General features: G+C 51.9%; 49 protein-coding genes. 17 read left to right on the forward strand and 32 right to left on the reverse strand.

Annotation, left to right across the window (positions count from 1 at the left end; translation table 11 throughout):
• Positions 1-3: 3 nt before the first annotated feature.
• The 11 genes from AAGQ96_RS12810 to AAGQ96_RS12860 all read right to left on the reverse strand — a co-directional run bounded on the left by AAGQ96_RS12810 (position 4) and on the right by AAGQ96_RS12860 (position 7,481).
• Complete coding sequence (locus AAGQ96_RS12810) at positions 4-999, reverse strand: major capsid protein (RefSeq protein ID WP_342753741.1); 996 nt, start codon at positions 997-999, stop codon at positions 4-6.
• 20 nt (positions 1,000-1,019) lie between these two features.
• Positions 1,020-1,718 (reverse strand): hypothetical protein, encoded by a 699-nt coding sequence (locus tag AAGQ96_RS12815; protein ID WP_342753742.1) that lies wholly within the window; start codon positions 1,716-1,718, stop codon positions 1,020-1,022.
• Positions 1,711-2,031 (reverse strand): hypothetical protein, encoded by a 321-nt coding sequence (locus AAGQ96_RS12820; protein WP_342753743.1) that lies wholly within the window; start codon positions 2,029-2,031, stop codon positions 1,711-1,713. The genes AAGQ96_RS12815 and AAGQ96_RS12820 overlap by 8 nt, the downstream gene beginning before the upstream one ends.
• Before the next feature lie 10 nt (positions 2,032-2,041).
• On the reverse strand, positions 2,042-3,694 hold the full coding sequence (locus AAGQ96_RS12825) for a portal protein (protein ID WP_342753744.1): 1,653 nt from the start codon (positions 3,692-3,694) through the stop codon (positions 2,042-2,044).
• A gap of 1 nt (position 3,695) precedes the next feature.
• Positions 3,696-3,950, reverse strand: a complete 255-nt coding sequence (locus AAGQ96_RS12830; RefSeq protein ID WP_342753745.1) for a hypothetical protein — start codon at positions 3,948-3,950, stop codon at positions 3,696-3,698.
• Between the two features lie 3 nt (positions 3,951-3,953).
• The gene (locus tag AAGQ96_RS12835) at positions 3,954-5,399 is read right to left on the reverse strand and encodes a terminase family protein (protein WP_342753746.1); all 1,446 of its coding nucleotides are present in this window, start codon (positions 5,397-5,399) and stop codon (positions 3,954-3,956) included.
• Positions 5,368-5,865: a terminase small subunit gene (locus AAGQ96_RS12840; RefSeq protein ID WP_342753748.1), complete on the reverse strand. Its 498-nt coding sequence runs from the start codon at positions 5,863-5,865 to the stop codon at positions 5,368-5,370. Before AAGQ96_RS12840 ends, AAGQ96_RS12835 begins: the two co-directional genes overlap by 32 nt.
• Positions 5,866-6,247: 382 nt before the next feature.
• Complete coding sequence (locus tag AAGQ96_RS12845) at positions 6,248-6,430, reverse strand: hypothetical protein (RefSeq protein WP_342753749.1); 183 nt, start codon at positions 6,428-6,430, stop codon at positions 6,248-6,250.
• A gap of 9 nt (positions 6,431-6,439) precedes the next feature.
• Positions 6,440-6,874, reverse strand: a complete 435-nt coding sequence (locus tag AAGQ96_RS12850) for a hypothetical protein (protein WP_342753750.1) — start codon at positions 6,872-6,874, stop codon at positions 6,440-6,442.
• Between the two features lie 91 nt (positions 6,875-6,965).
• Entirely contained in the window at positions 6,966-7,205 is a 240-nt protein-coding gene (locus tag AAGQ96_RS12855) for a hypothetical protein (RefSeq protein ID WP_342753751.1), read from the reverse strand.
• A 9-nt stretch (positions 7,206-7,214) separates the two neighbouring features.
• Positions 7,215-7,481, reverse strand: coding sequence for a hypothetical protein (locus AAGQ96_RS12860; protein ID WP_342753752.1), 267 nt, complete (start codon positions 7,479-7,481; stop codon positions 7,215-7,217).
• 35 nt (positions 7,482-7,516) lie between these two features.
• Here AAGQ96_RS12860 and AAGQ96_RS12865 point away from each other — a divergent pair, with 35 nt between their 5' ends.
• Positions 7,517-7,642: a hypothetical protein gene (locus AAGQ96_RS12865; protein WP_342753753.1), complete on the forward strand. Its 126-nt coding sequence runs from the start codon at positions 7,517-7,519 to the stop codon at positions 7,640-7,642.
• On the opposite strand, the gene AAGQ96_RS12870 is transcribed toward AAGQ96_RS12865, so the two are convergent.
• Genes AAGQ96_RS12870 through AAGQ96_RS12890 form a run of 5 tightly spaced genes read right to left on the reverse strand, consistent with a single transcriptional unit; the run spans position 7,626 to position 9,361 of the window.
• Positions 7,626-7,910 (reverse strand): hypothetical protein, encoded by a 285-nt coding sequence (locus AAGQ96_RS12870; protein ID WP_342753754.1) that lies wholly within the window; start codon positions 7,908-7,910, stop codon positions 7,626-7,628. The genes AAGQ96_RS12865 and AAGQ96_RS12870 overlap by 17 nt on opposite strands.
• Positions 7,907-8,251 (reverse strand): hypothetical protein, encoded by a 345-nt coding sequence (locus AAGQ96_RS12875; RefSeq protein WP_342753755.1) that lies wholly within the window; start codon positions 8,249-8,251, stop codon positions 7,907-7,909. Before AAGQ96_RS12875 ends, AAGQ96_RS12870 begins: the two co-directional genes overlap by 4 nt.
• The gene (locus tag AAGQ96_RS12880; RefSeq protein ID WP_342753756.1) at positions 8,248-8,715 is read right to left on the reverse strand and encodes a lysozyme; all 468 of its coding nucleotides are present in this window, start codon (positions 8,713-8,715) and stop codon (positions 8,248-8,250) included. The genes AAGQ96_RS12875 and AAGQ96_RS12880 overlap by 4 nt, the downstream gene beginning before the upstream one ends.
• Positions 8,715-8,951, reverse strand: a complete 237-nt coding sequence (locus tag AAGQ96_RS12885; protein WP_342753757.1) for a hypothetical protein — start codon at positions 8,949-8,951, stop codon at positions 8,715-8,717. Before AAGQ96_RS12885 ends, AAGQ96_RS12880 begins: the two co-directional genes overlap by 1 nt.
• Complete coding sequence (locus AAGQ96_RS12890) at positions 8,948-9,361, reverse strand: hypothetical protein (RefSeq protein WP_342753758.1); 414 nt, start codon at positions 9,359-9,361, stop codon at positions 8,948-8,950. The genes AAGQ96_RS12885 and AAGQ96_RS12890 overlap by 4 nt, the downstream gene beginning before the upstream one ends.
• A 207-nt stretch (positions 9,362-9,568) precedes the next feature.
• On the opposite strand from AAGQ96_RS12890, the gene AAGQ96_RS12895 reads away from it, so the two are divergent.
• The gene (locus AAGQ96_RS12895; protein WP_342753759.1) at positions 9,569-9,859 is read left to right on the forward strand and encodes a hypothetical protein; all 291 of its coding nucleotides are present in this window, start codon (positions 9,569-9,571) and stop codon (positions 9,857-9,859) included.
• A 128-nt stretch (positions 9,860-9,987) separates the two neighbouring features.
• Here the strand turns inward: AAGQ96_RS12895 and AAGQ96_RS12900 are convergent, their stop codons facing one another.
• The 16 genes from AAGQ96_RS12900 to AAGQ96_RS12975 form a co-directional block, all read right to left on the reverse strand.
• Entirely contained in the window at positions 9,988-10,602 is a 615-nt protein-coding gene (locus AAGQ96_RS12900) for a hypothetical protein (RefSeq protein ID WP_147195984.1), read from the reverse strand.
• A 169-nt stretch (positions 10,603-10,771) separates the two neighbouring features.
• Positions 10,772-11,356 (reverse strand): recombination protein NinG, encoded by a 585-nt coding sequence (locus tag AAGQ96_RS12905; RefSeq protein WP_342753760.1) that lies wholly within the window; start codon positions 11,354-11,356, stop codon positions 10,772-10,774.
• A gap of 110 nt (positions 11,357-11,466) precedes the next feature.
• Positions 11,467-11,898 (reverse strand): HNH endonuclease signature motif containing protein, encoded by a 432-nt coding sequence (locus AAGQ96_RS12910; RefSeq protein WP_342753761.1) that lies wholly within the window; start codon positions 11,896-11,898, stop codon positions 11,467-11,469.
• On the reverse strand, positions 11,895-12,065 hold the full coding sequence (locus AAGQ96_RS12915) for a NinE family protein (protein ID WP_342753762.1): 171 nt from the start codon (positions 12,063-12,065) through the stop codon (positions 11,895-11,897). Before AAGQ96_RS12915 ends, AAGQ96_RS12910 begins: the two co-directional genes overlap by 4 nt.
• A complete protein-coding gene (locus tag AAGQ96_RS12920; RefSeq protein ID WP_342755609.1) occupies positions 12,049-12,438 on the reverse strand; it encodes a hypothetical protein in 390 nt (129 codons plus the stop codon). The genes AAGQ96_RS12915 and AAGQ96_RS12920 overlap by 17 nt, the downstream gene beginning before the upstream one ends.
• 1 nt (position 12,439) lies before the next feature.
• Entirely contained in the window at positions 12,440-12,832 is a 393-nt protein-coding gene (locus AAGQ96_RS12925) for a hypothetical protein (RefSeq protein WP_342755562.1), read from the reverse strand.
• Between the two features lie 54 nt (positions 12,833-12,886).
• Positions 12,887-13,066: a hypothetical protein gene (locus AAGQ96_RS12930; protein ID WP_342753763.1), complete on the reverse strand. Its 180-nt coding sequence runs from the start codon at positions 13,064-13,066 to the stop codon at positions 12,887-12,889.
• A gap of 3 nt (positions 13,067-13,069) precedes the next feature.
• The gene (locus AAGQ96_RS12935; protein WP_342753764.1) at positions 13,070-13,303 is read right to left on the reverse strand and encodes a DUF3850 domain-containing protein; all 234 of its coding nucleotides are present in this window, start codon (positions 13,301-13,303) and stop codon (positions 13,070-13,072) included.
• The gene (locus AAGQ96_RS12940; protein WP_342753765.1) at positions 13,287-13,454 is read right to left on the reverse strand and encodes a hypothetical protein; all 168 of its coding nucleotides are present in this window, start codon (positions 13,452-13,454) and stop codon (positions 13,287-13,289) included. Before AAGQ96_RS12940 ends, AAGQ96_RS12935 begins: the two co-directional genes overlap by 17 nt.
• Positions 13,455-13,542: 88 nt before the next feature.
• Positions 13,543-13,836: a hypothetical protein gene (locus AAGQ96_RS12945; protein WP_342753766.1), complete on the reverse strand. Its 294-nt coding sequence runs from the start codon at positions 13,834-13,836 to the stop codon at positions 13,543-13,545.
• Positions 13,836-14,054 carry a hypothetical protein gene (locus AAGQ96_RS12950; RefSeq protein ID WP_342753767.1) on the reverse strand — a complete coding sequence of 73 codons (219 nt, stop codon included), beginning with the start codon at positions 14,052-14,054 and terminating at the stop codon, positions 13,836-13,838. The genes AAGQ96_RS12945 and AAGQ96_RS12950 overlap by 1 nt, the downstream gene beginning before the upstream one ends.
• Positions 14,054-14,245: a hypothetical protein gene (locus tag AAGQ96_RS12955; protein WP_246758359.1), complete on the reverse strand. Its 192-nt coding sequence runs from the start codon at positions 14,243-14,245 to the stop codon at positions 14,054-14,056. The genes AAGQ96_RS12950 and AAGQ96_RS12955 overlap by 1 nt, the downstream gene beginning before the upstream one ends.
• Positions 14,242-15,630: a replicative DNA helicase gene (locus AAGQ96_RS12960; RefSeq protein WP_342755563.1), complete on the reverse strand. Its 1,389-nt coding sequence runs from the start codon at positions 15,628-15,630 to the stop codon at positions 14,242-14,244. The genes AAGQ96_RS12955 and AAGQ96_RS12960 overlap by 4 nt, the downstream gene beginning before the upstream one ends.
• Positions 15,630-16,466: a replication protein gene (locus AAGQ96_RS12965; RefSeq protein ID WP_246758358.1), complete on the reverse strand. Its 837-nt coding sequence runs from the start codon at positions 16,464-16,466 to the stop codon at positions 15,630-15,632. Before AAGQ96_RS12965 ends, AAGQ96_RS12960 begins: the two co-directional genes overlap by 1 nt.
• Positions 16,467-16,612: 146 nt before the next feature.
• Positions 16,613-16,906, reverse strand: coding sequence for a CII family transcriptional regulator (locus AAGQ96_RS12970; RefSeq protein ID WP_342753768.1), 294 nt, complete (start codon positions 16,904-16,906; stop codon positions 16,613-16,615).
• Positions 16,907-17,018: 112 nt separating this feature from the next.
• Positions 17,019-17,234, reverse strand: a complete 216-nt coding sequence (locus tag AAGQ96_RS12975) for a helix-turn-helix transcriptional regulator (RefSeq protein WP_342753769.1) — start codon at positions 17,232-17,234, stop codon at positions 17,019-17,021.
• Between the two features lie 99 nt (positions 17,235-17,333).
• On the opposite strand from AAGQ96_RS12975, the gene AAGQ96_RS12980 reads away from it, so the two are divergent.
• From AAGQ96_RS12980 to AAGQ96_RS13050, 15 genes are all read left to right on the forward strand, one after another.
• The gene (locus tag AAGQ96_RS12980; protein WP_342753770.1) at positions 17,334-17,966 is read left to right on the forward strand and encodes a LexA family transcriptional regulator; all 633 of its coding nucleotides are present in this window, start codon (positions 17,334-17,336) and stop codon (positions 17,964-17,966) included.
• 330 nt (positions 17,967-18,296) lie between these two features.
• Positions 18,297-18,548: a hypothetical protein gene (locus AAGQ96_RS12985; RefSeq protein WP_342753771.1), complete on the forward strand. Its 252-nt coding sequence runs from the start codon at positions 18,297-18,299 to the stop codon at positions 18,546-18,548.
• A gap of 217 nt (positions 18,549-18,765) precedes the next feature.
• Complete coding sequence (locus AAGQ96_RS12990; RefSeq protein ID WP_342753772.1) at positions 18,766-18,930, forward strand: hypothetical protein; 165 nt, start codon at positions 18,766-18,768, stop codon at positions 18,928-18,930.
• 194 nt (positions 18,931-19,124) lie between these two features.
• Complete coding sequence (locus AAGQ96_RS12995) at positions 19,125-19,352, forward strand: hypothetical protein (protein WP_342753773.1); 228 nt, start codon at positions 19,125-19,127, stop codon at positions 19,350-19,352.
• Positions 19,353-19,366: 14 nt separating this feature from the next.
• Positions 19,367-19,618: a hypothetical protein gene (locus tag AAGQ96_RS13000; protein ID WP_342753774.1), complete on the forward strand. Its 252-nt coding sequence runs from the start codon at positions 19,367-19,369 to the stop codon at positions 19,616-19,618.
• Between the two features lie 153 nt (positions 19,619-19,771).
• On the forward strand, positions 19,772-19,903 hold the full coding sequence (locus tag AAGQ96_RS13005; protein ID WP_147195942.1) for a protease FtsH-inhibitory lysogeny factor CIII: 132 nt from the start codon (positions 19,772-19,774) through the stop codon (positions 19,901-19,903).
• A complete protein-coding gene (locus tag AAGQ96_RS13010; protein WP_342753775.1) occupies positions 19,904-20,092 on the forward strand; it encodes a DUF5444 family protein in 189 nt (62 codons plus the stop codon). It begins immediately after the preceding gene.
• Positions 20,082-20,237 carry a hypothetical protein gene (locus AAGQ96_RS13015; RefSeq protein ID WP_342753776.1) on the forward strand — a complete coding sequence of 52 codons (156 nt, stop codon included), beginning with the start codon at positions 20,082-20,084 and terminating at the stop codon, positions 20,235-20,237. Before AAGQ96_RS13010 ends, AAGQ96_RS13015 begins: the two co-directional genes overlap by 11 nt.
• Positions 20,224-20,838 carry an ERF family protein gene (locus tag AAGQ96_RS13020; protein WP_342753777.1) on the forward strand — a complete coding sequence of 205 codons (615 nt, stop codon included), beginning with the start codon at positions 20,224-20,226 and terminating at the stop codon, positions 20,836-20,838. Before AAGQ96_RS13015 ends, AAGQ96_RS13020 begins: the two co-directional genes overlap by 14 nt.
• Before the next feature lie 17 nt (positions 20,839-20,855).
• Positions 20,856-21,167, forward strand: coding sequence for a hypothetical protein (locus AAGQ96_RS13025; RefSeq protein ID WP_342753778.1), 312 nt, complete (start codon positions 20,856-20,858; stop codon positions 21,165-21,167).
• A gap of 34 nt (positions 21,168-21,201) precedes the next feature.
• Positions 21,202-22,059 (forward strand): phosphoadenosine phosphosulfate reductase family protein, encoded by an 858-nt coding sequence (locus tag AAGQ96_RS13030; RefSeq protein WP_147195936.1) that lies wholly within the window; start codon positions 21,202-21,204, stop codon positions 22,057-22,059.
• A 10-nt stretch (positions 22,060-22,069) separates the two neighbouring features.
• A complete protein-coding gene (locus AAGQ96_RS13035; RefSeq protein ID WP_342753779.1) occupies positions 22,070-22,456 on the forward strand; it encodes a hypothetical protein in 387 nt (128 codons plus the stop codon).
• Positions 22,453-22,926, forward strand: coding sequence for a hypothetical protein (locus AAGQ96_RS13040; protein ID WP_342753780.1), 474 nt, complete (start codon positions 22,453-22,455; stop codon positions 22,924-22,926). Before AAGQ96_RS13035 ends, AAGQ96_RS13040 begins: the two co-directional genes overlap by 4 nt.
• On the forward strand, positions 22,923-23,345 hold the full coding sequence (locus AAGQ96_RS13045; protein WP_342753781.1) for a hypothetical protein: 423 nt from the start codon (positions 22,923-22,925) through the stop codon (positions 23,343-23,345). Before AAGQ96_RS13040 ends, AAGQ96_RS13045 begins: the two co-directional genes overlap by 4 nt.
• A 114-nt stretch (positions 23,346-23,459) precedes the next feature.
• The gene (locus AAGQ96_RS13050; RefSeq protein ID WP_342753782.1) at positions 23,460-23,729 is read left to right on the forward strand and encodes a hypothetical protein; all 270 of its coding nucleotides are present in this window, start codon (positions 23,460-23,462) and stop codon (positions 23,727-23,729) included.
• The last annotated feature ends 30 nt before the right edge of the window (positions 23,730-23,759 follow it).

The following is a 23,759-nucleotide window of genomic DNA, read 5'->3' on the forward strand; positions in this document are numbered from 1 at the left end:
TCCTTAAACGATGCGGGATTCAGTGGTGTTCAGGGCGTCAATGCGACGGAACGGGATGCCACTGAATACAGTCGCAGGACGGCCACCGACGTCTTCATAGGTCAGCGTGCCGCTAGCAACCTTGTTAACTGTCTGGCGGCGCAAAATTGAGCCGATGGTACGGTTGCCGTAGTAAACCGGCGTAACACCACTCAGGCTGTGAATTTTCTCGGCTGCCTGTGTCATCAGGTCAATGACGTCAGCCCCGGCAGAGGCGTTCTTACTCAGAGTGGCGGTATCGATATTCGCGATACGAACCACGTAGCGCCAGTCGTGCAGAGCGATGCCGCATTTCCACTGGTATTGGTCCATATAAGCACGGTAGCGCTTACCCTCTGCATCGAAACCGTCACCTTCACCAAGGTCGTTATGGATCAGGCCAGCCTTCGAGCCTTTTGGATAAATCCCGTGAACGGTATTGGCGCCCCAGCCCACCAGCCAGATCGACGTCAGGTTAGAACCGGTGCCGCCTGCGTCAATGATGTTAGCCTTGTTTGCGCCACCAGCTGCGATGGCACCAAAGCGCGGGCCAAGGCCGGTGAACGCTTCAGGAGTGCTGTTCACGTCACCATAGAGGATGGTGTTCTGCATGCGCTGGTTCATTGCTTCAAGGAAAGACGTAGCTTGAAGCAGGCGGAAAGATCCGGTGTTGCCATTCAGCATGGCCAGGTCTTTATCGATTTCGGAGCGAGCTTCCAAAATGCCGCAGGCTTCATCAATCTGAGCCGTTGATGCCTTACTTGGCGGAACACCAGCGTTGATTTTACGGAAAAAGACATCCGGCAGGCCGGTGCGTGTAGTGATGCGGTGTCCGGTAGGCAGATTACCTTCATACCACGGCATGTCATTCAGCATTTCGTTGGACTGGTTCAGTAGCTCTGCAACTGCCGCCGTACCGCCATTCGGATCCAGTGTCTTTGCCACGTCGAGCAAAGTGTACTTTCCGGATAGTGTAGCCATTAATAATTCTCCAATTTTCGTTATTGCATGTCAGGCCAAAGGCGCTGAGCGAGTGAAGTCTCACCGCCTTGCGGAGAGCTTTTTGCTGCTACTGATTTGTCTTCGTTAATGGCCGCGCCGATCTTCAGGAACATCTTTGCGATAACGGGACTGTTGATGAGGCCGGATTTGTCCAGCATCTCAATGAATTCAGGCGGGGCGAACGTGTTGACGGCTTTCGCCATCACAGCCTTGTTCTCGTCGAACTGAGCGCCCCATTCCTGCTTGATCGTCGTCAGGTCGGTTTCGGCCTGCTTGGTGACGGCGGCCTGCTGTGCTTCAGCCTGCAGGGCCTGGTGTGCGTTCCACTTTTCCGCCAGGCCCTGCGCCTGCTGCTTGTTGAGGCCAAGCTCATGCATCCAGCTGGAGGTCTGTTTAGCGAATGCGCCATCCTGACCCTCTGGCACTGGCAGCTCATAGCCGTCTGCGCTCTCAGGGCGGCCCAGCTTGGCATAAAGCGCTGACCATGCCTCGTTGTCGCCATCTTTCGGTAGCTCCTTCAGGAATGGCTCTGGTGCGGCTTGCTGTTGCTCCTGCTGTTGATCGCCACCAAGTAGAGTCGCACCTTGCTGTGCAGCTTCAGTGGATTGTGATTCTGTTGCGGCTTCGGTACCCGCGGCTGCTGACTCTGCGCCAGCCAGGTCTCGTTTGACGTTGAAGAAGTCTGATAGCTTAAACATTCTCGTTCAGTGCCTCGCTGAGCTTTCCGATCGCCTCAAGAATCTGGACGTCATCGAGCGTGGTGTAATTGATGATTCGGTGCGCCATTTCCCGCCTGCCCTCTGCGAGCATCGTTGCGTGCGTATCGACTGAGCCGCTGACCTTTGAGATGGCCACAGAGCTTTTCAGGAGCTTTGCAAAGTCCATCAGGTCAGCCAGTACGCGCTCCTGTTCAGGCGTTCGTTTGCCATGCTCACCAAACACAGTCCGGTAAGCGCGGAGCAAAAGGAGTTCGCGCCTGTGTGAAAACAGACGTTCTTTCAGGGTTGCCATGAGTTATCTCTTACTGAGGTGCGGGGAGTGGTGAGTTAAATTTTTGCTGGGCTGACGCCAGACTGTCGGCTGCCTGCGCCAGCGGCTGTGCTGATTGCAGGACATTTTGCAGCTGCTGCTGCTGAATCTGCTGAGCCTGCATCTGAGCTTCTTCGTCGGCATCCATGATGAGCGACTTAGGCATGCCATTGATGTCGCCAAACTCGCGCAGAATGTCACCCATCTTAAACAAGCCCATGATTTTAGGGTCTGACTGAGCCAGCGATGCGGCCACCTGCAACGTCTGAGCGATACCGGTGCCTTCGTCAGCTCGCTGCATACGAATGAGCGGCGACTTATAGTCGATGTCGAACTCAGCGCCCGCGTCAATCAGCTGCTGCGGCGGATCCGGGAAAAGGCCCATGCGCGCACAGATATCCACTTCACGCTCAATCATCGGCCCGAGCTGCTCTGACATAATGCGCCCCATCGTCGGGGCCAGAAGCTGCCCCTTCTCCTGAGCGCGCAGCATTGCCTCGGTAGCGGTCATCTCTGTGTTCTGTACCAGAATCTGGAACAGTGTCACCAGAAACACGTCGTTGATCAGCTGGCGCTTCTGCTCCATCATTTCCATGCCGAGCTGCGGCTGCGCGCCGACATTGAACGGAATGGCCAGCGCATTACCCTGAGCGCTCACAGCACCGGAGTTAATGCTGCCGGGCACCAGAGAGAAAGCATCAAGCGCCCCATCGTCAGCCACCAGCACCGGCGGCCGGTTGGCGAGCTGCGCGCCGATCAGCGTCTCTTTATTCATCTCGTTCAGGACTTTGATGTCAGGGAGCGCCGTCATGCCAGGCCCGCGACCGTAGGTTTCGCCTGGCGATTTGTAGTAGCGGCCAATGCAGTACGGCATGGTGTGATAGCCACCCTTGCGCACGATCTTATTGCCGGACACGCTGATGTAGAGTGACGACCACGGCATGCCATCGGGGCCGGGAACTGGCTCACCGTTGACGTAGCGCACGTTGTCGTTAGGGCCGACGCGGTGCAGAAAGTCGTAACGCTCCATTGGGGTATTCTCAGCCGCGCGCTGAATGTTGTCCGGCAGAGCATCCTTGCCAAACTGCTGTACTGCCTGTCTGGCGGTCAGGGTGAATTTTCGATGAACGAGATCAACAATCCCCTGATAGTTTTCTTCGAAATAGATTTCCTGAAGCGGGTAGCAGATGTAGCGCGTGCCTTTGCCGGGCAACTCGTCAACGAAGATGCAGCCGTTACCGAACGCGCCTTGAGACACGTAATTCTCGCTCATCTGGTTAGCAAAGTTGGCCGCCGGTGAATAGCGAACGCGAAACAGGATTCGGGTGCATTCTTCGAAATACTCCTGCACCTCGTTGTCATCAGCAAAGCGCTCGTTTTGAAGCCCGTGCCACATCTGCGTGCGTGGCGTCACAACTGACTCCACAGCAGCTGCGAATCGCTCCAGCGCGAGGATAGGCGTTGAGTCGATTGCTTTCTCTGAGCGCTTGGAGCCGTCCTGTTTCTTCTTGCTGAAGCCAGAAGCACGGGGCAGGCAACGCTCGGCAACCTCTTCCCAGTGCTGCTCCCAGGTCTTGCGCGACTGCTCCATCGAGTGCTGATCGCGCATCACCTGTTTGATGAGTTCTTCCTGGCTTTTATCCATGTTACCCACCTAAAAGTGATTTCTGTCCTGACGAGCTGGCTGATACCGAACTGTCACCACCGGCACCGGTCAGCAAGTTAGCGTTAACGCCTTTGCGCTGGCGGCGGCGGAGAAGCTCATCAGCCTGGCTTAGTGCGGAATCGGTATTGACCGGATCCGCTGTTGTGATAGTTGTTGAGCCTGCGTTGCTGCCCAGGCCAATAGCTGAAGTGACTCCGCCGATGACGGAGCCGATTGCTTTAACTGCTTCACCCATAAGTCACCCAAAGAGGTCGTAGTCAGTGTTTGCCATGCGAGCTTTCTTGCGTGGCGCGTTAATCTGGAATCGCTGACGAGCCATGCGGCGCATCATGTAGGCGTAACGGACGGCGTCGAGAACGTCGTCGCTGGTTTTCACTATCTTCCCGTGGTCGTCACGGTGGTACATGCGGAACTCTTCGAAGAAGTCCGGACAGGTGCTGAACACCTTGAATTTCCCGTCAAGCATGCGCTCGCGTATTTCGTGGATGCCAGGCTCAACCTTGTTACCGCCGTCTGGCCACGTTGCGTGTTCTCCCAGCATTCTGAAGCCTTCAGCCTTGTATTGCTCTTTCAGCTGCTGGCCGCCACCCTTCTCATGCTGCAATCCGTCGTGCGGCCACGCTACAGGGATGTGTTCAGCCCACGGCTTAACGAGGCGCCATGCTTCATCGGCCTTTTTGTTCTTGGCCTTCCACACATGGGCGACGTAGATAATGTCGGCGTCCCGATCTTCCCATAGCTGAATATGGGCCTGCGGGTGATCCCATCCAAAGTCCTGCCCGTTTATCACGAAGAAGTGCTCAGGACATGCAAATGGCTGGCACATAATCTCGTCATCAGCGATGTCATAGATTCGGCCATGCCCCAGCATTGGAATGCCTTTGGTTCGCATGTCGCGCTGGTGCGCCGGGAAGGAGGCCAGTAGCTCTGTTTTAACCTTTTCGCTCAAGTGCGGAGCGTCATCCCAGCCTACGTTCATGCACGTTTGCGCCGGGCTTGGGTTATCCATGAAGCCGATAACCAGATCGGTGCGCCCGTTCTCTGGCGTGAAGGTCAGAATGCCGCGACCGCCGTTACCTTTGTCGCCGGTAGCGGTACGCGTCAGAACCTGCGGGAAGATGTCCGGGTCTTTTGGCTCCTCATCGATATGGAACCAGTCGACGCTGTCACCCATCAATGCGTGCTGTCCCTGCGAGTACGACCAGAACTGAATCTTTGCCGTGCCGCCAGACTTGTGTTTGATGTAAACAGAACGGACGGCATTTGGCGTACCGGTCATAGCCTCAACACCAACAATCAGGTCGCCGGGTATCAACCCACCTTCCCATCCGTTATCCGTCTTGCGTCCGATGATTGGCGTTTGCAGAAGGTCGCGGCATTTCTCGCCAGAGTAGCCCAGCACCCATATCAGCGGAGCGTGGTCGAACTTATGGCCCGGCCATCCTTCAGGGTAATCACCCATTGCATGAATGGCGTCGATATAGGTCGCTGTCTCGGTCTTGCCAACACGGTTAGCTGCGATGAGAGCTGATTGCGAGTATTCGCTGGTGCTTGCGATGAAGCGCTTTTGCCAGGGGTGACGAGTGGAGAAAAAGTCACGGTAGCGATACACGCTGATGCGGCGCTGCTTTTCCTCAAGGATGGCGATCAGCTCAATCTTCTGCTCGCGTGTCAGATTGTCCATTCACCAGCCTCGCGAGTTTTTCGTTCAGCTCTGCGTCAGTCATTGTGTTAATGCCGCCAGAGTGCTCAACCTTGTCAGTGAAAATCTTCAGGTGCTTGCCAAGGAGTTCATATCCCTTCAGCGCAGAAGTGGATTCATATCGAAACACTGCTGCAACTTCGCCATCTTCGGTTTCACACATAACCGGATCGCCGTTTGGGTGCTTCACCCGCTCTGCCTGCTCGCACCGACGGATGTTTCTTACAATGCCTTCGATAACAAACTGAGCACTCAGGCCTACAGCCTCGTTGCGTTCTGCTGCCAATTCTTTGACCCGCTGCCGAATGTTCGGCTTTGACAGGTTTTCACTCGCTATTTGCCTGGCAGAGGTTTCGCTGTACCCGGCCCTGATTGCTGCCTGAGTACCGTTCAAATCGACAATGTACTCATGGCAGAAACGCTCTTGCTGGTCGTTTAAGTCCGCCATTTGGAATTTCCTGCTGGTTGGATAGATATAACCCTCGGCAATGCCGTAACTGGCAACCGATGATTCAGTGAGAATGTTCTGTCAAAGGCACTCAGTGAATGCCTTTTGCAGAGCTTTATAAATCAGGATGAATATGCATGCGCAGCTATACCGATAGCCAAGCCGCATATAACTAACAGCCAAGCATAAACCCTGTATTTATTGCACCTCTTCCATGCGGCTGATGACTGATGCATTGCCGCTACAATCCCAACCCCGTTCGCATAGCAGTGCTGACACAATCCAGCTGTAAAAACGAGAAATGCCAGTACATAAAGAGCTGCAACCATATTTATCTCCTTTGCCATTATCGATGGCCCTCGGCGAAGGCCATCTGTAATGCTTACTTGTCGTCTGAGGTGACGTCAGGATAAATAACCCCTTCGTACACTTCTTTCAGGCGCTGAATGCGCGCGCTGATATCGTCAGGATTGATGCCTGGCGTTTTGGCCAACTCCAGTGCTGCTTCGTGCAGAGCTTCCTGAATCATCTTCTGCTGCTCTTTCTTTTCTGCTGCTGTTGCCATGATCGCTCCTTAAGAGATAGAGGCGGCAGTTACTGAGCCACCGGAGATAGTTAGCGTGATTTTTCTGGTAGCGGTGCCGATGGTTAATGCAAGGCCGGTCGTTACAGGAATGGATAGCACCTGCGTGTTAGTAACGATGGCGGTCGAGTCAGGCAGCGACACGGAGTTAATCGCGCTTTGGCTGATGCTCGCTGTGCCGTTAGCCGTCACGGTGCCGGCGCTGTTCTTCACAGGCAGCACCTGACCGTTATCAACTATCGACTGATAGGCGTTAACGTCGACGTTGGTTCCCTGATACATCATCTGGTAGAAGTCCTGCTGATCGTTGTTCGTGATGCGCAGGTATCCCATTGGCTGCCAACCGGCAGAGAGTGCAGATGTGAGTTGCTGATTCATTCCGCCATAGTCGTTGGCGTGTAATATTTGACAGGCAGTAATAGCCATTGGTGAGCCTCCGTTTTAAAAAAGGATTCTCCCTGGTGGTAAAGCATTATCAGAGCCACTCATTAAATGGCTCTTGTAATGCTAATCGCCTTTAAGCTGAAGCTTCAGCGCTTGTGGTCGCGCTGTCCGCTCCGCTTTCGTCGGCTGCTTCGTCACCGGCGCTGGCTGGCTCAGTGCTGTTAGATTCGATACCGAGGCTTTTGTACTGTGCCGTTAAAGCAGCGGCCAGCCCTTCAGTTTTCTTTTCTGCCAGCTTGCTGACGATCAATGCCTGGACATCGGCATCTTGCAGTACGGTTTTCAGTTCGTCTGAAGTCACTTCTACGGCCATGGTTTCTCCCTAACCCAGCTTTTTAGCCAGGGCAATCAGATCGTCGATTACGGCGTGCGCCTGAGCGCCCGCGGCTTCCACCAGCTTCTTCAGGCGGGCCAGCACGGCGTCGGTGTTGTCAGTGCTCACGGCAGTGGTTTGCGTTACTGTTGGCTGCACGGTGGTTGTGCCTACAACAGGTTCAGCAGTCGCGGTGGTGTCGGTTACGGTGTCGGTCACGGGGGCTTCCTTTGATTGCGGCTCCGCTTTAGTCAGGAGCCATTTGATGGGGTTCATTTTGCTTCTCCGCAAACGCGGGTGTAGGTGTCGTTGTGCGTGTTGATTTCGCGGACGGTGCGGATATCCATCACGTCAGCGTCTTTGCCGTAGGTGTAGATCGGGCCAAACAGCGTGCAGCTGGAATCAGCTACAGTCGTGGGGTTACTCTGGCCGATTGAAACTGGACTGGCGCAGCTTTGCACGAGCATCGCTGTCACTGAGAGCAGAATTAGTCGCCTGAACATCTTTCACCACCTTCACGTTTTCTTTCTGCTTTTCAGCCACTGCGGCGACCTGTGCGGATTCGACTTTTGCTGCCGTTACGTCAGCTTTAGCCTGTGTCTGCGTGGTGCCGATTTTCTTGCCGCCAAAGTAAGCACTCAGGATTGCGGCGATGAACGCCAGGCCAGCGAGGATTTCAGTCCACCAGTTAGCGATAAGGCTCATGGCTGCACGTCCATCTGTTGTTTCCGGTCGAGTAGCTTGCGCTGGCGCACGAACTGCGAGACAACGGCCATTGCAACCATGAAAGCGCCGATCATGCCGAGGTAGTTCTGCGGCAGGAACGATTTAATATCAGGTGGCAGCATGTTCCAGGCATTCATTGCGGCGTCCGGAAACGACTGCACCCAAGCGCTCAGTGCGGAACCGGCGGAAGCCAGCCACACCGACCAGGCTTTAAACAGCAGCCGTGCATGCGAGACGAATTCGAGGGAACTGTATTTGCGGACCAGCAGCAACACGACGACGGCCACCAGCACGACGAGAAGCCAGATGATGAACGTCATATCAGCCCCTTGTAGATGTCGTAAGTGCCGGTTCGCATCACTTCAGCGTGGCGCTGGGCGCGTTTAGGTGTCTGCTTTGCCCACAGGCTTTGCAGCATGCCGCTGGAGCCGCCGGTAAAGTTACCATTGGAGATCATCACCAGCGTGTTCCGGAAGCTGGCCAGACCGGCAACGCCCATTTGATACGCCATGCTGTAAATGATGTCGGCTCGTGCCGGGTTGCATTGCTGTAACGCGGCGTAGATAAGAGGATTGGCCCGGCACTGCGTGATGACCGAATCGACGAACACCTGTAACCAGATGTCACCGACCTTTTTCGGCACGGTAAAAACATAGTTTGCCAGGTCTGCGCCTTTCGGGCCGATCTTGATGCCGCAGGCCACCGTCGGGAAACCTTCGGTATCGCGGTACGGTTTTTCGCGGTAGCCCTCTTCGTAAGAGAGAATGCCGATAATCTGACTCATTAGCGCCTTTCCTCTTTCAGGGCCTGTTTTAATTCTGGCTGCGTAGGCAGATTGTCTACCTTTCGCTTGATTTCGTTAACCACCCGATCGCGCGCATCAGCCTTGGCCAGATACTCGCCGCGAAAATAAAAATAACCGGAGACAACTCCGCACGCATAAATACCGAGCGTTGTTGCAATGATGACGACAAGCATCTGCCAGGTGATTACAGGCTCGCCATTCTTATCTTTAATCATCGCGAGACCCTCATTTCGTTACGCATCTCAGCGATCTGAGATACAAGGTTCATATTGGAAGTGGTCAGCTCTTTAACCTGATTCTTCAGGCTTTCGTTCTGCTCTTCCAGGTGCTTCTGCGAGCTTTCGATAATCTGCAAGCGCGCCTGTGTGTCAGCGATGGTTTTCCAGTACTGCCGGATTGTTTCATCCTTCGCAGCATTGTCCGCCCGCAACTCGTTATTGGTTTTCTCCAGGCGCTCGATGTATTTTTCCTGCTTGTCGAGCATATCGATTTGCTGATTGTCGTTAGCGTTCCGCGCTTTGTTGCTGATCCAGTACCGGCTGAATGCCAGCCAGCCATTGATACCTACCGACAGGGCACCGCCCAGGCCAAGGAGTATCTCTTTTGAAAAGTATTCTGCTGCCATAAGCCGTCTCCGGCGATCCCGGTAAGACCGGCTCTTTTGCTGTAGTTTGAAGAAAGTGCGCCGACCCGACAGTTTCTCAGGGGAAATCTAAAGTGATTCGGGGGCGCAAAAGAGAAAGGCCCACCGAAGTGAGCCCCTAAGCTGTTTAAATAAAAAGCAATACGGAATATATTGGACGCTTCTCTAATCACTTAAAACGAGGTAACTATGAGCAGCATGTTAGATCCGCAGAAATATAATGCAGAAAAGCGTCAAAAAGATATCGATTTAACAATTCAAGCTATGGGGCCAACTAACGAAAAATCAGCGTTCCTTCTGGCTGTTCTTGCGAAACAATCTGATGACCCTATTGCCTATTTGAATGAAATTGGTAAATACATTGATGCTGTTTATGCTGCTGGTGAAAACACCGACACAGCAATTGGCTCGACCTTTAGTTCCATGCAAGACATGTATAGAGGTGCCCGCAGCATCTACGAGAAAATAAAAAACATCTAAACAAAAAAGCCCCGGCGATTAGGCCAGGGCTTCTTCAATTCTGTTGCTCAACTACTTGTGTCACGAGCATATCAGAAAAGTACCAGGCTCACGTCTCGTTTTCAAGTTATTTTTGCAATATTTAGCATTTAAGCAGCAATTTTGTGAATTTTCCCATTCATTTCCTGCATTATCGAGTGATATACGGACGCCTCAAGCAGCTCACGGCACCACCTAATGCGCTTCCTGCTGGATTCAACATGGATACCTGTCAGGCGAGATAGCTCATACGCAATATCTTGCGAGCATTTGCGCTCGCAGTAATGCTTAATAGCCACATGCCGGATCGGATTATCTGGTGCGAATATCCGGGCGATAATGGATTCCACAAGGTCGGCATCTTCCTGTTCGTTGGCGCGGTCGAGAAGATTGCTGACTGAGTTTTGCGGGTTAATGATCTGCTGGGCCTTCAGGAAAAGTTCGTTCCCCTTGTAGCCCTGCTTGTGCAGGTTATCGACCACTTCCATAATGCGGGCTGATTCCCGGTCGTTCCACTCTTTACGAACCATCAAACGACCGATGACGCTGGTCTTTCCGCTGTCTGGCCCGACGCTGCCGCCGTACTTTTCGCCCCATACATCCAGCAGGCAACGTACCCAGGCGGATTGCAGTGGAGTAATCAGCTTTACCGGCTTGAGGTATCGCTTCTTAAGATCGGATTTGCGCATTACCTGGGCGAGTTGTGCGAGTGCGTCGCTATTCATGCTGACCTCCTGCTGAGCCTTTTTAACACCTGATATTTGCTAATAAATCGATGACCTTTATTTATGGCCCTGAGCGATCGCATCCGCTTTTTATGCCTCAGATATCTGCGCGGCAACCATACGAACAGGAAAAATGCCCAGGCAAACAATGTGAAAGCCACATCCCATTTCATGCTGCCTCTCTTTGTTTAATCAGCGCCCGCAATTTAGCCCTGTACAACGCACGTAGCGCGTCCAGTTCTTCGCGGGTGTATCGGTGAGGGTTGTTGTCAGATTCGAGCGCTACGACGCGCTGAAGGCCGATTTTTTCGATAAGGTTGATGCGGTATGGCCCGATGTTGCCGGAGTGGTGTGTATTACAAGCTGCGCATTGTGAATGGCAGTTGTCCTCGTTGAATCTGAGCTGCGTTGCCGCCTTAGTAGTCCGGTAATGCCCGGCGTGATAGCTGATCGCCGTTGTGCTGCCGCAGCTGATACAGACTTCCCCGTCCCGCGCCCGGATGTAGTCGTTGAATGCTCGCTGGGTCATGCTCATCCAGTGACTTAACGGCTTCACATCGGCCTTACGCTTATTCCATTCCGCGCGCTGCAACTTCTCCAGGCGTTTTTGCTTGCGCTCGGATTGCTGGCTGGCGAGTTGGATGGCGCATTTAACTGAGCAGGTAGTGTGAAGGCTGTTGCGGGGTGTGAATCTTGTAGGACAGCATTTGCATTTACGGGGTTTCGGCGGTTTCGGCTTGATGCCTTTAGCCATCATCGTCTCCATACCCATTGGGATCGGTCATTTCAAAGAACGCTGCACAATCATCGCAAACATGGCACTCATCGGGTGATAGCGGTATTGCGCACTCTGCGCAGAGTTGATCAGGCGGCTGTATCACGGCTTTCCTCCTGATATTTTTCGAACCAAAAAACAACCGGCTTTTCGACAACTTCAATAAGTCCAAATCGTTCAGCAGTGCGAAAGTTAACGCTGCTCCTACGCCCTCTATCGGCCTGCAATGACACCTGCTTCCTGAACATCTCAAGCGAGTAGGAGGTTTTGAGAAGGTTGCATGGCGCACATGCCGGAAACAAATTGTCCAGACAATCCGCTCCTTGATTGAAAACTTCACCTGTGGCCTTCAGCTTAAAAATGCCTTTTGCTGCCGCCTTCATGCATTGCTCTGAAACACGTAGAACCGCTTCAACGTGATCGGCGTGCCATCCCTTTTCCGGCAACTCGCATCCGCAATATGCGCAACGGCCGCCGAATTTTAAACGCAGCTCTGCCCTTTGTTTTTTTGTTAGCTTCACCGTGCTTTCCTCCGGTTCCATTTGGCCTGCAACAGCCCCCAGACATAATCGAATGTCTGTACCTGGCTGGCGGGTGGGATGGGTTTTCGTTTGCCGCGGCTGCGGGGTATAGGCTGGAATATCAGGTTGTCGAGGGCTTTCTGGGTTGGGCTAACTTGTCGCCGCATTGCGTACCCCGCGTAGCATCTGGTCAATTGAACTCAGCGAGCTGTTTCGCCTGGACTGGGTGAAGATGTCTTCGTGAGCTGGCTTGGCTGGTCTTTCTGATGGTTTACGATTACATAACGCCAGATGGCTGTGACTTTCTATCGCGATAAGGGTGCGGCGACTTGGCTTGTAATCAGGGTTGATTTGATATCGCGCACCCTGCGTTACTCCAAGCCTGACAAGTTCACCGCGACGGTACATGCGTGAAAGCTCTACCTTGACGCTGTTTAGCGTGTATCCCAAACCTGTTAAATGCTTGTAGATATTCCTGGACGGTACGAATTGTTCATGTGATTTTATGAAATCACCTATCAAAATTCTTGCTGATGACATATCAGGCCACCTGTTTTTGTCTGAGTTGGTTGTATTCGCTATCGGCCGGAATCGTCAGCCTGCATCCCACGTTCAGCGCCCATGCTTCCACCTGAGTGAGATAGTGATGCATGTCGCCCGTGTCGAGGTCTGCCGTATGCCGTAGCGTCTGTATCTGAGTCCGATCACCCGTTATCACATCGACCATTTCCCGCGTTTCGTAGCCCAGATAGGTGTGCTTCATCGCATCCTTAACCCATGCCGGAGACGCAAAAGACTTGCCACGCCTGATTAGATAAGCGCTGAGTTCTGCGTACCACATGTGCTGTAAAGAGTTCTGAGGGATGCTGCGTTGATCACGCCATTCGGTGAATTTGATGCGGTATTTTTTGCCGGAAGATACGAGGTCGAAGATTAACTTAGTGAACTGGCCCAGGGTTGATTTGTGCAAACAGAAGTCCTGCACGGCTCACCTCCGGTTTAGCTGCTCCTGCGCTTTCTGAATGTCGTCTGTCATCTTCGCCATAATCAGACGGATAGTCAGATCGCTATAGTCGTTTGCACGGTGAAACATCTTCAGCAGCTCAAGGCCATTGCTGACTTCCTGCAAATGGTCTGGTTTGTTAATGGGGATAATTTCAGCTGTCATGATTTACTCCATGCTTAACAAAACGTAGCCAGGCAGATAACTACCGACGTCGGCAACGTGGATAACCGTTCTTACCACTGACTGGCCGGTGTAGGTTCCTTCATGCCATTCGCGCAACACAATGACGTCATCAACTTCAAACCCTCTATCGTTATTGCGTAGTTCTGCTGTCTTATGGCGTGTAAAGACTGGCTTGTAATGCTCAGGCGTTATCTTCAGTTCATGCGTTGCCATCATTGCTCTCCTGTTTGGCACGGGCGCATCGCCAGACTATCCATGCGGTCTGGACGGTGAAGTTGACGTAATTTCCGTAATCTACGTGCAACTCATTAAATCCAAGCTTGCGAATTAGCTCCTCAAACGCCTTCCGCTCAAGCTCTTCGTTCATCGGATATACCCCGCGAAGCTCATAAGCCACAGCGCCACAGTCACCGATCCGGCCACCAGCGCAACGCCTTTGCATAGTTGTTGTGTTTTCATAATCCGTTCCCCTTCTGGTTGCCGGCTGCCCGGTCAAGGCGTTCGATTTCCGCCACAATCAAGGCTGCAGCCCTTACTAAATTTTCTCTTTGCCCTTTCGGTTTGTAGGTTGCCGTATCCCAGGGCCAATAGCGCTGCGCGTATCCCGCATCACCGACAGCAAAAAGATAAGTCACAGCAGCCCATTGCAGCTGTTCGGCCGAATACTTGTCATCGCTGCTTGGTGTCCATCCCTCAACGGATATCTGCCGTTTTCGCTCAGCGGTTACATCCTGAATTGCTTTACTCATCAAAATCCCCCTTTCTTTGGCTTGCCCTGCTGATCAGCCAAGTAGTCCTGTAAAATATCCAGCGCTAAACCAACGTTTTCTTCTGCGATATCGCGAAGAGTTAGGCTATTTTCATCAGCAACCCGGATGCCCCTTATGACATCGCACAGGTTAAGAAGGTGATTTCTGGCCTCTTCAACAGCGTCTGGCTCTTGGTGTAACGAAATGACGTCGCCCATCAGAACCCCCTCAAAGCGAACTCTGCGCGTAATGCCGCTGAAGCAGCTATACGCATAGCTTTTTGTCTGCTGTACTCCTGCTCTTCATCTTTTATCGGAGAAAGAGCGGCCAGCGTTGCGGTTATGGCCAGTAAAGCTCCATGAGCATCTTCCAAAGCGAGCTGGTCTGGTGTTTTTGAATGTGTCGTCATACATCTGCCCCTCTTGAGTAACGGCGACCTTGTGATTGCTCCTGATGCTGTCCACGCCTGCAAACATTCTCGGCTTCCTGCTGATTTGTGGGTTTGAAATGCCCGTGGCGGAACTCCTGAAATACAGTTCCCAGCTGCCCAAATCGGTTTTTGGTCACGATGATTTCGGCGTATTTTGCTGCCGGAGACTCTTCGTCATAGACGGCCTCGCGGTAAAGCATGATGATGCTGTCGGCATCCTGCTCAATGCTGCCGGAGTCCCGCAGATCTGCGTTGGTCGGGCGGCGCTGGCCTTTTGGTCTTTTCTCAACATCACGGGATAACTGGCTAAGGGACATGACTGGCGTCTTCAGATCCTTTGCCATTCGCTTCAGGCTTCCAGAGATATGGGCAATGGCCAGGTCATTACGATCGGCCTTGGGTTTATCTATCAGGCCCAGATAGTCGACCAAAATCAGAGAAAGCGCCGGGTAGGTACGCTTGTGGCGTTCAGCGATGGCGCGGATTTGCTCAACGTTCATCTTGCTGGCGTCGACAATCCACACATCCAGATTCATGAGCCGACCCAGGCCGTTCGTCACTTTTGCCCAGCCTTCATCGTCCATCTTCGCCGGATTACGTAGCGCTGAAACAGGAAGGTTCCCGGCCCCGGCAATCTGCCGCTCGACGATCTGGTTAGCGTCCATCTCCATGCTAAAAATCAGTACGCCTCGATTCTGGCTTGTGTTCGGCAACTTCTGGCTGGCCACCCCCTCGGCAACGGTCAATGCGAACTCTGTTTTGCCCATACCAGGACGCGCAGCAACAATTACCAGGTCAACGTTGTTTATCCCGCCTGTAATGCTGTCCAGCTCCGGGATTCCGGTCTTCAGGGTGTCTGAATCCTCTCCCTGACGAACTCGCTTATCCAGCAATTCGCTATACCCTTCCAGCACATCACGGATGTGCATTGGGCGAACCTGATCTCCTGGCCGGTCGATATCACTTAGCGATGCGATGAACTCACTGATGTGGTTCATTGCAATTTCATGGTTGCCAGAAGTGCTGATTGCGTCCTGCCCCCTGGCCAGCAACTCGCTGAAGCGTCGCACCGTAGCGTACTCACTGACGACACGGGCATATCCCTTCAGGTTTGCGGCACTCGGACAGCTACGCATAGTTTCCATGACATGAGCGAAATTTCCATTGCCCATGGCTTCAGCAACCATAAGGCCGTCAATCAGACCGCGCTGCTTTGCCTGGCGCTTAATTTCCCGGAAGGTTTCCCGGTACAGACCAATGGTGAACGCTTCTTCGTCCAGGGTGGCGATCACATCGCTGGCATCTGGCGTGTATCCGCCAATCAGCAGGCCGCCAATCACACTGGCTTCAATATCGGTATTAATCATGCTGGATCCTTATGGTCTGCAAACTTGCCTTCCCGAACGCCGGTTAGCGTTGAATCTCTCAGCAGGAAATCAAGGTCTGCTGACCAGCCAGTGTTGTTATCGCCGAAGTAAAACGGCTTTGCCTGGCACACGAAAGCGCGAACGTATGACCGGAACCCGGCGACGTTTGGCGTTTTCAGTTGGGGGATTAACTTTTTGAGTCGACGACGACGCTGGTCATTGGCTGATATGGCGTGGGGAAGTTTCTCACCAACCTCGTCGTTATAGGCCATGAGGTAAGATTCAAAATCGATGCGCTCTGCCTTCCGCTTTTCAGGCTTAGCCTGCTCGCCTTCCCGATCCCCCTCTGGGGGTATGGGGGTATTTTCTTTTGTCTTTTGTATATTGTCTTTTGTGGTTAGCAACTTCTGCGAAGGTCTGTTAGCAGCTTCTGCTAAGGTTTTCTTAGCAGGTTTAGCTAATGTTTTGCAGAATCCGTTATTCTTCGTTTCCCACTCAGAAATGTTGGTATTCATCCCAACTTTACGCCCTTCCTGAAGCAGGACTTTCTTCCTGACCAGATTGTTTTTAGCAGTAGAGCAATGGGTCAGATGCTTGCCGATCATGTCCTGCAACTGCTCGTTGCTAATCCAGTCCATTTTCTTACTGTATCCGTATGTTTTGCGCCATACGGCCATCAGGATGCAGAGTTCAGTTTCCGGCAGACCGGAGCTCATGGTTGCATCAAGGAGTTCGTTGGCCAGGCGCAAGAAACCATCTTCAAGCTGCGCCACTTTCTGCTCTCTTGCCTCCTGAAGAGGCTTTATCGGATGAACGGTTGCCAGATTGCTCATTTCCCCTCCTCCTTGCGCCGGTGCTCTTCCAGCATCTCTTTCAGCTTTTCTGCCAGAATCGGACTGCACGAACGTAAGTACCGAGATCGGGTAATGATTTTGTGTGTTCCTGTTTGGTTCACATGCTTTCTCATGTATAATCACCATTAGAAATTGATCGTGATTTGTGAATCAGCCTCGGTTGCCGCCGGGGCTTTTTTATTTGTCAGCACAGCAGCAAACCGCCGCGCCAGTTCGACTATCTCCGTGTCGTCTACCCCGTACTCCAGGATCGCCAGCATCATGCTTGCCTTACTGATAAAGTCCTCTTTCATCCTGCTTACCTGCGACTCATGGCAACCCATGAACTTTGCAAATTTGGCCTGACCAAATACGGCCAGCTTTCCGAGTAATTGCGTCTCTATCCGCATGGCTTTCTTGCGGGTACTTGTGATTTCCATCTTGCATAATGTCCGTGTTGAATAGTTAGTTACGTGTCGGCACCGTGGGGTGCCACATTTGGTTTTCCCTGGTATTCCGAGGGAGGGTCAGATTGATAAAGAGCGGTGTTGCTTAAGCTGCCTTCTTACCTTTGTTACCGTACATCAACCAGATGGGGTCACATTGGAGAGCGGCAGCTAGTTCAAACAGGAAGCGCGGTCGCTTGGTGCTACCAGATTCAATTGACTGGATAGATTGCTGTTTCATGCCAGCTTTCTTAGCCAATTGCGCCTGGGTCATATTCAGAGCCAGACGCTTCTGTTTGAGGCGTTGAGAAATTGTATCCATTAACTCACCTCCACAGTTTTATCTGTATTCTCTAACAGACAAATCTGTTTGTCAAATACAGTTTTAACTGTGAGGATTGAAGGAAATGGAGAGGAGCCTATGAGCCTTGCAGAAAGAGTAAAAAAACGAAGACTGGAATTAGGTCAGTCACAGGCAGAAGCAGCAGAAAAGGCAGGCATTAAACAGCAGTCCTGGGCTAGTATTGAAGATGGTAAAACCCTTAAGCCTCGCAACATTGTCGGTATTGCTGAAGCGCTTAAATGCGATCCTGCATGGCTGATGAATGGCGGTTCATTTCTGCCAGTTAACGAGGTGAATACAAGGAGGATTCCATTGATCAATTATGTTCAGGCAGGAGAGTTTGCATCTAAAAGCCCTATTGAGGCTTTGGATGGTAACTTTGAATATGTGATGACAGACATGGACTGGTCTCAGTATACGTTTGCACTACGCATTACAGGCGACTCTATGGAGCCAGACTTCAAGACTGGCGATGTGATTATCGTTGATCCTGAAATAGAGCCAACGCCAGGGGAGTTCGTGGTCGCTAAAAATGGAGAGCATGAAGCAACTTTTAAAAAATATCGCCCTACGTCAATTTCTCCGGAAGGTAGTCAGCATTTTGAGTTAATCCCTCTTAACAATGACTACCCCACAATGAGAAGCGAGGAGCGTCATATTGATATCATTGGAACAATGGTTGAGCATCGCATCTACCGCCGCAAACGTTAATCCCTCCAAATTTTAAAGACCGCCTCTTTGGCGGTTTTTTTTCGCCTAAACAAAAATAAATCTGTTTCACATACAGAGGCATACAGTTTTATCGAAAAATAATACAGTTTTACCTGTTGACCATTTAACAGTTTTATCTGTATATTTTATCCCATCAGCACGACATACCGCTACACAGTCTACTGATTCTGCTCTTTAACAATATGACCCTGTGAATACACAGGCCGAGGCGAGTGCTTCGGGGTCAGGTGAAATGCAGCGTGAAAAAGCGCAACCGTGAAGATCAGCATCACGGCACCCTACCGCCCAAGCACTCATTGAGGAAAACCCATGAACAGAAATCAACGCCGTATGGCTGCCTTTAACGCCAAGAAATCAGCTGAGCAGATCGGGCAGCAGCGTTTTGAACGCAAACTGACGCAGGCTATGACAGGCTGCTCCGATCGAGTACTGAAAGCAGTTACCCAGGCGCCGAACTGGCGCGTTAAGGATCAGCCAAGCGCTGACAATATCTGCCTGGGCGATGTGGCTATCTACAACGCCGGGTTCCGCAAGCCAACAGAGACAGTAACAGCGAGGTGAGTATGAGTACTCAGCTGAAATACGCAGAAGAATGCCATTCAGAATTTGTCCGCTACCGCGATAAATGCAGATCAACAGTTCGCGGCGACGGCATACACGACCTATGGGTCAAGCTAGCCTGGCGTAACAGGCAGCAAGCCCGCCAGTGGGCACATCAGGCCGCATAAGCGGCTTTTTTTACGCCTGAATAAAGCGGCCTTGCCGTATGGAGGGAGAAGTGGAAGAGAACAAGTTCCGATGCACTGGAATGTGGAACGGCGAGAAGTTCGAGCGTGTTATTGAGGCCGAAGATGAAGGTGATGCTCGTGACCACTGGTTCTATTGGTCTTGGGTTGCGAATGCATCGCTGGAAAACCTTGAAGTAAAAAGGGTCGTTCACTGATCGGATTTTTTACGCCCAAAATCGGAGCACAGCATGATTCAGGTACGAGGTGAGAAAGTAAAGGTGGTGCGCATGGCGTGTGGCTACAGATTCAAACTGAGGCCTGAATATGCTGGCGTCACCGGAAAGGTGGGGAGTGTGGTTAATCGTGATCAGCTGGAAACGGCGGTCAGGGAATATTATCTGGAGGGGAAATGAGTAAAGAAACAGGTGGCCCAGCTTACCCGCTACCGTTAGGTAGCGTGACGGTAGAAGGTCAAGAAGGCATGACGCTGCGCGACTATTTTGCAACTAAGGCGATGGCCGCTTACATCAGCACCGCGGGCGGGCCGTGCATTATTGGAGGTTTGGATGGTGCAGAAGACCACCTTGCTGACCAGTCATATGCAATGGCCGATGCCATGCTGGAAGCCCGCAAATAACCCTGTAAGGAGAGATGATGACCAAAAAGGAAAAACAGTTTATTGATGACATGATTCGCTGTCGTGGTATCGAATTCGCACGGATCGGCATGATGGTTGAGGTTTACGGTGATATTGGGACTATTGCCGGAATGAATGGCAGTGCAAATCTCGATGTTGTTTTCGCAAACCAACAGAAATACGGGAAGCACAAGCATAATTGCCACCCCACATGCTCTATTAAATATTTCGACAGTGATGGAAAAATCATCGCCGAATATGCCTGAGTAACAACCCAATGCCGCCACTATGACGGCATGACGATGCACTCAACCACCGCTGACCTATTTGCCCGCCACTGCGCGGGCTTTTTTTCGCCCATAACAAAGCGGCTTCACAGAGGCCTCTCCGTTATGCAACCAAATAACCAAGGAATAGCTATGCAACAGTTTGCCGTTGCAGGGTGGCCTGTTGCTGGCCGCTCTGAATCACTACTCGAAACTATTACCCGTCGCCTTCGCACAGGATGGCGAAACCTTATCGACGCTTTAATGCAGCCCGGGAGGCCGTAAATGACCATTGTTCCAGTAGCGGGGACGATTTACGTCACCCAGGGAAACACTGAATTCAAAAAGGTGTACGAGGAATCATTCCCGGACACCAAAGAAGGCATGAAGAAAGCTTTTGACTGGGCGACAACAATCGCTCTTGGCTGGCATGACTGCCAGGACTCAGATTGGGATAAACACCATGCAGCATGATGCAGAAGACGAATATTTCATCAACATGATGAAAGCCATCCTGCCAGATGAAATGACGCAGGAGATGGCGCAGCAGGAAGCGAACGCAGATCACCGTACAGAACGTCAGCAGCAGATGATGGGAGGCTGGTATGAAGGTTTATAAGGCAATCAGCATGGTGGCCAAGGATATGGCAGAACAAGGCATCAGCAAGGATCGTCGTAATGCTCAGCAGGGATTCAACTTCCGCGGCATTGACCAGGTTTATAACGCCCTCGCGCCTGCACTTGTAAGACATGGCCTGCTCATCCTCCCTCGCATCACTGAACGCATCGTCACAGAGCGCACTACGCAGAAAGGCGCCGTACTGTTCTATGTGGTCGTCAAGGCGGAGTTTGATTTCGTCTCAACCGAGGATGGCAGCAAACATACCGTGACAACGTACGGCGAGGCTATGGACAGCGGCGACAAGGCTACGAACAAGGCCATGTCTATCGCATACAAATACGCGGCATTTCAGGCGTTCTGCATCCCTACTGAAGAGACAGCAATTGACGCCGACTCTGAGGTGCATAACGTTGCTCCACTCAACCCGGATCAGCTGCTTTCGGCCTTCACTGAATTTGCCGGGCGGGCTACCGGAGAAAAAGAACTTAAGGACGAGTATGCAAAAGCCTGGGCTGCCTTGAGCGGATACCCAGAGCATCAGGAGAAGTGCAAGGACGTTACCGGAATCCGCATCAAAGAACTGAAGCAACCAGCCTAACCAACAGGAAACTGACCATGCCCCATAACAACCCTCATCAGAGGGTCGCATCGTTGCGCCCTAAATCTGAGCGCGAGCAGGAGCTGGACCGGATAGCCGCTGATTGTGTGGTGGCATGGCAGGCGGCTAAGGATGGCGAAGAACACTCAAGACACTTCAACCAGGTGGAAAACAGAGGGCGCGCAGAAACAGTCCGAATGGCCCGCGAGACGGCAAATTATCCTCAGTTGCCACAAATCATTGTCACTCAGCCAGTTGATGTCGAGGCCGGATATAACGACTTCATGACGCGTCGTTACGGCCTGGGCGGCGCAGAGAAGCAGGAATAACCCTACCCGGCCATCTGGCCCAACAGGAGCAGGTATGACTCATGTCGTTAGTTTCTCAGGCGGCAGGACGTCTGCCTATCTCGTTTACTTAATGGAGCAGCGGAGAAAGGCCGGTGAAGATGTTCACTACATTTTCATGGACACTGGCGCAGAGCACCCCATGACCTACCGGTTTGTGCGGGAAGTCGTGAAATTCTGGGATATCCCACTCACCTGCTTACAGGTCGAGATAAACCCGGAGCTTGGAGAGGGGAACGGCTACACAGTATGGGAGCCGAAGGATATTCAGACCCGCATGCCAGCCATGAAGCCATTCATGGATATGGTCAAAAAGTACGGCACGCCTTACATCGGCGGCGCATTCTGTACTGACCGGATGAAGCTCCAGCCGTTCAGGAAATATTGCGAGGATACTTTCGGTAAAGGGAATTACACGACGTGGTTGGGCATCCGGGCAGATGAGCCACGCCGCCTGGCAAAAAAGGATGGCATCCGTTTTCTGGCTGAAATTTCCGACTTCGAGAAACAGGATGTTCTCGACTGGTGGAAAACCCAACCTTTCGATCTGCAAATACCCGAGCACCTCGGCAACTGCATTTTCTGCATCAAAAAATCCACCCACAAACTTGGCCTGGCAACGAAAGACGAGCCGGGAATGAAGCTGCTTTTTGAGAAATGCGTAACCGGCCGGCACGTTCGTGACGGGCATCGCGCAACGCCGAAAGACGTTATGTACCGCGGACACCTGTCGCTCGACGGCATCGCCAAGATGTATGCCGACCACGATTACAACGATCTGCTTGAACGCATGATCCGCGCCAAGAAGCTGGACACTGGCAGCTGTTCGGAGTCTTGCGAGGTATTTTCAAGCCAGTTAGAACTCGAATTTTAGGAGCTATGAAATGACACAGTTAGATTTGCAGCAGAGATTAGAGCAGACGGAAACAGAACGCGAGGCCCTTCAGCAGCAGGTGAACGCGCTGGCGGCTGAAAATCTGGCGCTTAAAAAATTCGCATGGGATGAGGCGGTACTTGCTGACAATGAAAAGCAGGACCGATGGATGATGGAGTGTACTGGAGCAAGGGACAGATTCAGGGATCTCGAAACCCCGGCCACCGACGCCATCAGGCGCCAGTGGATGGCTGATGGTGTTGATGAGTTTGCCAGTGAGCAAAAAATGATAGCAGATTCTACTGACGGAGATTATCAACGTTTTTCACGGGCGGCACAGTGCCGGGCTGAGTTTTTTGCAGAACAGCTCCGACAGCCAGAGGAGAGCGGCCAATGAGTAACTATGCACCGTATTTGCGCCATCTTGCTAATGGAAGTATGCAGCTATCTCAACTGGGACTTGAAGAGATTGCTGACAGTTTTGAAGCCCTGGAAGCGCGGGTGAAAGAGCTGGAAATTAAGTACGCCCAAGAGGTAATCGATCACCGTGACACAACATCAAGGATGCACAAAGCAGAAGAAGAGCTGGCGGCGCAGCGGGATTGGGTTAAATGTGTTGAAGCCGAACGAGATAAAGCCATCCACTGGCATTCATCCCTGCGTAGAAAATACGAACAGTTAACACAACCCTCCCCGGTTGCTCCAGCAGTTACGGCTTCTATCGAAATCAGTAAGCACGTCGCTATTGTTGAAAAAGTTAACAGGGATTGCAGTTTGCTACCGGGCGCTACATTCGCAAACGCAGCTGAATTTACAATCGACGAATTGTTAAAAGCACTCAACGCTAGCGGGGAGATTGCAGAATGACTACCGAAGAGGAAAAGGCGGCACTGGTTGCTCATGCACAGGCATGGATTCGGGATGCCGAAGCGACGCGCGATGAAATACCTTTTGGGTTTGACGATGATACGGAAAAAGAGTTATCGCTGATGAAAATAGCCCTGGCATCGCTGACGGCAGAGCCGCGCGGTTACATAGATGCTGGTACGCCTCGAGATGAAATCAACATTCTTACAGAAAACAAAATACTTCAAAGTGACATTGCTCTTTACGCCACCCAGCCAGCGGCAGACAGCTCGAACTCTGCGGTAATTCCGGATAGTTGGAGGCTGGTGCCGGTAGAGCCGACACCGGCCATGATGGTTGCTGGTACATTGGTTAGTGAGTTCCAAGAGGTTCCTGGAGAAATGTATCGGGCCATGATCGCCGCAGCCCCCACCCCATGATAGCCATCAACCTCGCATTCATAGGCCTGATAGTGTGGGCCGTGTGGAAGGATTGAGCGGCGTGATATATCTTTTGTAGGCAGGAATGGCCTGCATAAGGAGATAAAATTTAAGATGAGAAAAAACACAAGTATCACAGTTGATATAAACGGGATCACCTATTCAGCAGAGGCTATAGATAGGGTAGCTTCAGATAATAAAAAGGTAATCGTTGGTACAACCATTGTAATCACTACAGTAGACCAAGACTGCTCACAATTGGATAATTTAACCGTAGGAAGCACGGACACCATTACAGACAAAGGAGTTCCTGGATATTATACCGGAAATTATATTTATAGTGGAAGCAACGATAAGCAGCATATATTTGAAAGAAAAGATTAATTAAAATTACCTAACCTGCTCCGGCAGGTT

Origin of the sequence: Pantoea sp. MBD-2R (genome assembly GCF_039134845.1) — a bacterium.
Lineage (GTDB): Bacteria > Pseudomonadota > Gammaproteobacteria > Enterobacterales > Enterobacteriaceae > Erwinia.